General features: G+C 63.2%; 6 protein-coding genes. 4 read left to right on the top strand and 2 right to left on the bottom strand.

Going from position 1 to position 7,252, the window contains the following annotated elements; genetic code table 11:
* The 4 genes from NP534_RS13255 to NP534_RS13240 all read left to right on the top strand — a co-directional run.
* Nucleotides 1–680, top strand: a 680-nt coding sequence (locus tag NP534_RS13255) for an FAD-dependent oxidoreductase (RefSeq protein ID WP_274098990.1), incomplete at its 5' end; no start/stop codon positions are given.
* 11 nt (nucleotides 681–691) lie between these two features.
* Entirely contained in the window at nucleotides 692–997 is a 306-nt protein-coding gene (locus tag NP534_RS13250) for a sarcosine oxidase subunit delta (protein WP_033698890.1), read from the top strand.
* Complete coding sequence (locus NP534_RS13245; RefSeq protein ID WP_274098989.1) at nucleotides 994–3,897, top strand: FAD-dependent oxidoreductase; 2,904 nt, start codon at nucleotides 994–996, stop codon at nucleotides 3,895–3,897. Before NP534_RS13250 ends, NP534_RS13245 begins: the two co-directional genes overlap by 4 nt.
* 3 nt (nucleotides 3,898–3,900) lie before the next feature.
* Nucleotides 3,901–4,473, top strand: coding sequence for a sarcosine oxidase (locus NP534_RS13240; RefSeq protein WP_274098988.1), 573 nt, complete (start codon nucleotides 3,901–3,903; stop codon nucleotides 4,471–4,473).
* A 22-nt stretch (nucleotides 4,474–4,495) separates the two neighbouring features.
* On the opposite strand, the gene NP534_RS13235 is transcribed toward NP534_RS13240, so the two are convergent.
* Nucleotides 4,496–5,401 (bottom strand): LysR family transcriptional regulator, encoded by a 906-nt coding sequence (locus tag NP534_RS13235; RefSeq protein WP_274098987.1) that lies wholly within the window; start codon nucleotides 5,399–5,401, stop codon nucleotides 4,496–4,498.
* A 451-nt stretch (nucleotides 5,402–5,852) separates the two neighbouring features.
* Nucleotides 5,853–7,250: a PAAR domain-containing protein gene (locus NP534_RS13230; protein WP_274098986.1), complete on the bottom strand. Its 1,398-nt coding sequence runs from the start codon at nucleotides 7,248–7,250 to the stop codon at nucleotides 5,853–5,855.
* Nucleotides 7,251–7,252: the final 2 nt, after the last annotated feature.

Here is a 7,252-nt window from a genome sequence, read left to right as displayed (position 1 = left end):
CCAAGCAGGCGGCCAAGCGCGGTGTGCAGATCCACCAGCTGACCGAAGTGCAGGAACTGCTGATCCGCAACGGGCGCATCGAGGCGGTCAAGACCAACCGCGGCACCGTGCAGTGCGGTTGCGTGGTGCAGGCGGTGGCCGGGGCCAGTTCGCTGTTGATGGCCAAGGCCGGCATCCGCGCGCCGATCCATACCTACCCGCTGCAGGCCATGGTCACCCAGCCGTTCAAGCCGTTTCTCGATCCGCTGGTCAGCTCGTCGGCGCTGCACTGCTACGTGCAGCAGACCAGCCGTGGCGAAATCGTCTTCGGCGGCGGCTCCGACCCGTACCCGCTGTACAACACCCGCTCCACCCTCGACCTCAAGGAAAGCCTGTTGGCCCACGCCATCGAGATGTTCCCGTTCATGGCCAACGCCAAGCTGATGCGCCAATGGGCCGGGAGCACCGACATGACCCCGGACTACAGCCCGATCATGGGACTGTCGCCGGTCGACAACTACTACCTGGACGCCGGCTGGGGTACCTGGGGCTTCAAGGCCACGCCCATCTGCGGCAAGACCATGGCCGAGCTGGTCGCCAGTGGCGGCAAGGTGCCAGAGATGATCGCGCCGTTCGCCCTGGAGCGCTTCAGCCGCTTCCAGCAAGTCAACGAGATGGGCGCCACGGCGGCCAGCCACTAGAGGAAAGCACGATGAAGATTCTCACCTGCCCCTTGAACGGCCCGCGCAACATCAGCGAATTCACCTACGGCGGCGAGTTCAAGCTAATGCCCGACCCGGCCCGTTGCAGCGACGTCGAATGGGCCGACTACGTGTTCAACAGCGACAACCTTGCCGGTGTGGTCACCGAATGGTGGCTGCACAACGCCTCCAGCTACTGGTTCCTGGCCGAGCGCCACACGGTCAGCGACCAGGTGCTGCGCACCTTCGACCCAAACGAAATCTTCGACCGCCGTGTCGAGTTCACCCCAGCCGCCAACCCGGAGATTGCCGGATGAACAGCCTCACTCGCCTCCCCGCCCCCATGGGCCTTTTGATCGACCGCGAGCGGCCGCTGCGCTTTATCTTCGATGGCCAGGCCTGCCAGGGCTTTGCGGGCGACAGCATCGCCAGCGCCCTGCTCGGCAGTGGCCGCTGGCTGCTGTCGCGCTCGTTCAAGTACCACCGCCCGCGTGGCCCGCTGAGCCTGGCCGGGCAAGATGCCAACACCCTGGTGCAACTGCCCGACGAACCCAACGTGCTGGCCGATATGGAGGCGGCCCGTGATGGCCAGGTGGTCGAAGGCCAGAACTTCAACGGTAGCCTGGAGCACGACCGTGATGCCTACCTGGGCAAGTTCTCGCGGTTCATGCCGGTTGGCTTCTATTACCGGTCGTTCTACAAGCCCAAAGGCATGTGGAAGGTCTGGGAGCCGCTGATCCGCAAGAAAGCCGGCCTTGGCGTGCTCGACCTGGGCTTCAAGCCGCAGTACCACGACAAGGCTTACCTGTTTGTCGACGTGGCCGTGATTGGCGGCGGCCCTGCTGGCCTGCGCGCGGCGCTGGACGCGGCCGCTGCCGGGGCCAAGGTGCTGCTGATCGAGCAGCAGCCCGTGCTGGGCGGTTCGCTCACCTACGCCCGCTTCGACATTGCCGGCACCCGCGCCAACCACCTGCGCCAGGCATTGCTCGATGCCGTCGAGGCCCACCCGAACATCCAGGTGCTGCTGCAGGCCACCTGTAATGGCTGGTTCACCGACAACTACCTGCCGGTGATCCAGCACACACGCCTGTACAAGGTGCGTGCCACTCGCTGCCTGGTCACGGCCGGTGCGTTCGACCAGCCGGTGGTGTTCCGCAACAACGACCTGCCCGGGATCATGCTGACCAGCGCCGCGCAACGGCTGATGAAGTTGTACGCGGTCAAGCCGGGGCAGCGTGCGGTGGTCCTCACCGGCCACGACGACGGCTACCTGGCCGCCCTCGACCTGCAAGATCAAGGCGTGGCCGTCGCCGCTCTGGTGGACATGCGCGGGGCGCCGGCAGACGCCGCATTGGCCAGCGAGCTCAAGCGCCGCGACATCCCTCTGCACCTGGGCAGCACCGTTTATGAAGCCCTGCACGACAAGGGCATGCGCCATGTCAGCGGCGTCGACATCCGCCCCATCACCGGCCAGGGCAAGGTGGGTACGCAAGGCCTGCGCCTGGCCTGCGACCTGCTGTGCATGTCGGCCGGCTACATGCCGGTGTATCAACTGCTGTGCCAGGCAGGCGGCAAGCTGGCCTACGACGTCGACCGTGATGCGTTCAGCCTCAGCAACTTGCCAGTCGGTCTGGCTATCGCAGGTTCGGTGAATGGCCGGCATCACCTGGACAACGTGCTCGCCGACGCGACCCGCGCCGCTGCCGAGGCGGTCACGGCGCTGGGCCTGCCAGCGCCCGCGCTGACGGCTTTCGGCCCCGAGGCCAAGGTCAACTTCCCCTGGCCGATCTTCCCGCACCCCAAGGGCAAGGACTTCGTCGATTTCGATGAAGACTTGCAGGTGCGCGACATCGTCAACGCCACCCGCAGTGGCTACCGCGACGTGCAACTGGTCAAGCGTTTCTCCACGGTGGGCATGGGCCCGTCCCAGGGCCGGCATTCGGCGCTACCCACCGCGCGCCTGGTGGCCCAGGCCACCGGGCGCAGCATCAGCGAAACCGGCGTGACCACCGCCCGGCCACCCTTTCAGGCCGAGAAGCTGGCGCATGTCGCTGGCCGTGCCTTCGACCCGTACCGGCAGACGCCGATGCACCGCCGCCATGTGGCGGCGGGCGCAAAAATGATGCCCGCCGGCACCTGGCAGCGCCCTGCGTACTATGGCAAACCCGGCGAGCGCGAACGCTGCATGCAGGAAGAAGCCCGCCATGTGCGCGAAAAGGTCGGCCTGATCGACGTCTCCACCCTGGGCGGCCTCGACGTGCGCGGCCCCGACGCCGCCGAACTGCTCGAACGCCTGTACACCTTCGGCTTTGCCAAGCTGGCCATCGGCCGCACTCGCTATGCGCTGATGACCAACGAGCATGGCGTGGTGATCGACGATGGCGTCTGCGCCCGCCTGAGCGAGCAGCATTTCTACGTCACCGCCACCACCAGTGGCGTCGACCGCATCTACCAGCAGATGCTCAAGTGGAACGCGCAGTGGCGGCTGGACGTGGACATCACCAACGTCACCGCCGCCCTGGCCGCCGTCAACCTGGCAGGCCCGCTGTCGCGTCAGGTACTGGCCACGGTGTGCGAGGGTGTGGATCTTTCGGCCGAGGCCTTCCCTTACCTGGGCGTGCGCCTGGGCAAGGTGGCCGGCATCGCGGCGCGCATCTTGCGGGTCGGTTTCGTTGGCGAGCTGGGCTATGAGGTGCATGTGCCGACGCGCCATGCCGAACGCCTGTGGGACGCCTTGATGCAGGCCGGCGCCGGGCTGGGTATCCGCCCCTTCGGCGTCGAGGCACAGCGCCTGCTGCGCCTGGAAAAGGGCCATGTGATCATCAGCCAGGACACCGACGGCATGACCCACCCGGCCGAGATCGACATGCAATGGGCAATCGGTCGCAAGAAGCCGTTTTTCGTCGGCAAACGTTCGATCGAGATCCTCGAAGCGCAGCCGCTCAAGCGCAAGCTGGTCGGCTTCACCCTGCCCAAGGGCAGCCCGCAGCCGTTGGAAGGCCACCTGGTGCTGGACGGCCCGGACATCAGCGGCAACGTCACCTCCTGCGAGTACTCGCAAACCCTCGGGCAGATCATCGGCCTGGCCTACGCCGGCGCCCATCAGGCGACGCCTGGCATGCACATCCCGATCCGCGTCGAGGACGGGGTAATGGTCAATGCCAAGGTGGTGCAACTGCCCTTCCACGACCCCGACAACCTGCGCCAGGAACGCTGAGCCATGACCAACCTGAACACGCAAGCATTCCTCTCAAACGGCCCGCAGACCTGCGCGTTGACCGACCTCACCGATTTGCCGCGGGTCGGTTTTCGGGGCAGCGACAGCGCGGGCTACCTGCAAGCGCACGGTTACCATTTGCCATCGCTCCCTAACCAGGCGCTGCGCCAGGACGACGGTGGCTGGGTGGCGCGCCTGTCGGCCAGTGAGTACCTTCTGTTGGGCAGCCTCAGCGACCAGGGCGCGAGGGTGGCCGCGCAAGAGGCCGACTGGGTGCAGGACGCCCAGCGCAACTACCTGCTGCCGCGCCAGGACAGCCATGCCTGGCTGCAGTTGTCGGGGCAGCATTGCAGCGCGGTAATGGCCAAGCTGTGTGGCGTTGACCTGCGTGCAGAGGCGTTTCCGGTCGGTGCCGTGGCGCAGACATCGGCGGCGCGGATCAACGTGATTGTGGTGAATGTGGCCAGTGAGGGGGTACCGAGGTTGCAGATCCTGTTTGATCGGCCTTCGCTGGCGTATTTTCGCGAAGCGATGCTGGATGCCATGGCGGAGTTCGATGGGCGGCTTGTCGAATGAATCCCCAAACAAGCCCACACGATCAATACAGGCCGTTCAGCACTTGAAGTTGCGCCAATCGCTCCCGTAGAAACTCGACAAACCCCTGCACCGGCCTGGCCACCTGCCGGTGCTGCGGATACACCGCCGACAACTGCAACGCCGGCGGTGTCCAGCCTTGCAGCAGGCTTACCAACCGCCCATCGGCCAACGCCTGCCCCACAATGAAGGTCGGCAGGTACGTCACCCCCATCCCGGCAATCGCCGCGTCTCTCAGCAGCTCGCCATTGTTGGCCCGCATCCGACCGGTCACCGCGATGGCCTGAGCCTTGCCACCTTGGGTGAACTGCCATTGCACCTGCCGAGAATGCCCATAGGGCAGGCAGTCATGCTCGGCCAGCGCTTCGGGCCGCTGCGGCACGCCCCGCGCTTCCAGATACGCCGGGCTGGCGCAATACACCCGCTCGACGCTGGCAATCCGCCGCGCGATCAGGCTGGAGTCCTCCAGCGCGCCGATGCGCAGGGCCAGGTCGTAGCCTTCGCCGATCAGGTCCACCGCACGGTCGCTGAGGTCCACCTCCACATCCAGCTGCGGGTGCAAGCGCAGGAACTCGGTCAGCAGGCAGCCCAGGTGCGACATGGCAAACGACAGCGGCGCACTCAGACGCAAGGTGCCGCGCAGGGCCTGTGCCTGGCCGCTGATGTCGTGCTCCACCTGTTGCACTTCGCCCAGCAGGCGCAGCGCCGACTGGTAGTAGTGCTGGCCGAGCGGCGTGGCGTCCAGGCGCCGGGTGGAGCGGTTGAGCAGGCGCACGCCCAGGCGTTCTTCGAGCTGCATCAGGCGCCGGCTGACCGATTGCTTGGACATGCCCAGGCGGTCGGCGGCAGCGGTGAAGCTGCCGGCTTCCATGACCTGGGCAAAGATACGCATGTCTTCGTAGGGGTTCATTGTCTAGCTCTTGATGACAGTCCGCCGCTTTATAGCGGTTTTCTACCCTCAGTGCAGCTGCATAATGCTTTACATTTCTACGAAAATAACACCAAGCACTGACCATATTGCACCAGCAACCATCAGTGCCATTGCTACGCTCATTCGCCGCCGCAAATATTCGGGGAATTGGTCATTATCCTCAGGATGTAACTGGCCACGGCGGATGAAGAGGTTAGGCCAAAGAACTGCACTGCTCATCCCTGCTACAACCATGAACCTCGCACGTAGGCTCAGTGTTCCTGAAAACTGAGTCTCCTCTACCAGTAACGAACTGCGCCTGAACGCGTGACACATCACCATGAAATGCCGCGAACCTGCAATGTAGAAATCAATCGCTAACCCTATAAAAATCATAACCAGAGGGGAGCACAAGAAGGCCAAACGAGCATAAATCGACCAATCCTCCAACCTAGTTATATATAAACTCATAAATTTGCTCCCCCGCCTTTTCGCCGATTACCTCTACACCTTGAGATACGCCAAAGGCTGTGGCGCCAACTGTGACTATGCCGCAGGCAGCTTTACCCCAAACTCCAAATTGGCACACGGCTACAGCAGCTGCTCTTCCAGCCCCCGCGCCCAACGCCCCACCGGCAAGCCCACCTGAGAAACTGCCGGTCTCCGTAAAACGTACTTTCTTACACTCATCGGTCTCACCTGCACGGCAAGCTTCATGTACTTTCAGGTAGGAAGCACCGGCGCCAAGTCCGATCCCAACCCAACCGCCATACTTCAGATACTTTGAGACCTTTGCCACTTCGTCCAGATGCGTCACGTAACCCGGGATCTGCCCTGGCACACCCGCTTTCTTCCAGTGATGCACCACACTCTTGGTAGAGATCCCGAGATCACGTCGTAAATTATCGTAGCTTCCCAAACCTAGCGATTTGTTCAAAAACGCCGTGCGCAATTGGCCATCCAGTTGCTTGTGGAGCTCCTTGCGCAACGCAAAAAACTCAGGGCTATTTAGATGACCATGGAGCGCAAATTGGCGTTGGTGTAAGGCTTCGATGCCTTTCAACGTATCCTTCACCTGCGACAGCCCCCGCTCCAGCATGTCCTTACCCACCCCCATTGACTGACTTGCCCCATTGAGCACCCCGGCAATCTCACCGATGTGCTTCATCATGAAGTTTGCCTCCTCCTCGGAAAGGATCGCCAGCGACGCTCTTGCCTCCTCCGCCACCATAATCAATTCGGCCTCCGCTGCACTGCAGGAAAACCCGCTGTGGGGGCTGCCGAGCACAAAAATTTCACCCGCCTTGAAACCCTCTGGGTACGTAGGATTCAAGCGCTGCAATAACGCCACTGGCAAAGGGCTGTGCGTCGCGCCAAGGCTCTGAAGCACCTGCTCGAACGACATGCTGCGTTGCACAATATGGAAGCCAGGCTCAAGTACAGACGATGAGCCGACGGGAAATGCGGGGTACGCCTGTGCAGGGCTTTGCCCTGCTATAGAAGCCGAGTGACGGGCGGCAGAGGCAGGCGATGTAGCCTGAGCAGAATGGCTGCCTGCTCTGTGCATGGCTGACTGCGCGATGACCCGGTTGCTGCCGTTTGGGCAATCACACTTGACCAGCGCCCCATCCACAACTGCCGGTTTACCTCCGATGATGAAAAAACTCACCCCTTCTACAATGACCCCGGCCTTCTTGCAGTTCGGGCACTCGGTCGTGGCATCGCCCAGGCGCAGCGCACGTCGGTTGTCCCCCCGGAAGTTCGTACTGCTGGCAATGCAGACTGCGCCTGTGGTGGTGATATCGCCATCCAGCGCTTGCCCTTTTCCATGTATCGATATGCGCGTCATGA

Source organism: Pseudomonas sp. 39004 (assembly GCF_028682155.1).
Classification (GTDB): domain Bacteria; phylum Pseudomonadota; class Gammaproteobacteria; order Pseudomonadales; family Pseudomonadaceae; genus Aquipseudomonas; species Aquipseudomonas capeferrum.
The sequence above is the reverse complement of the archived record's forward strand: the minus strand, read 5'-3'. Positions and strand labels throughout refer to the sequence as shown.

What these genes read in the sequence shown, in the direction of transcription:
- NP534_RS13240 (WP_274098988.1), top strand. Translation starts at nt 3,901, where the DNA reads ATGACCAACCTGAACACGCAAGCATTCCTCTCAAACGGCCCGCAGACC.
- NP534_RS13230 (WP_274098986.1), bottom strand. Translation starts at nt 7,250, where the DNA reads ATGACGCGCATATCGATACATGGAAAAGGGCAAGCGCTGGATGGCGAT.
- NP534_RS13235 (WP_274098987.1), bottom strand. Translation starts at nt 5,401, where the DNA reads ATGAACCCCTACGAAGACATGCGTATCTTTGCCCAGGTCATGGAAGCC.
- NP534_RS13250 (WP_033698890.1), top strand. Translation starts at nt 692, where the DNA reads ATGAAGATTCTCACCTGCCCCTTGAACGGCCCGCGCAACATCAGCGAA.
- NP534_RS13245 (WP_274098989.1), top strand. Translation starts at nt 994, where the DNA reads ATGAACAGCCTCACTCGCCTCCCCGCCCCCATGGGCCTTTTGATCGAC.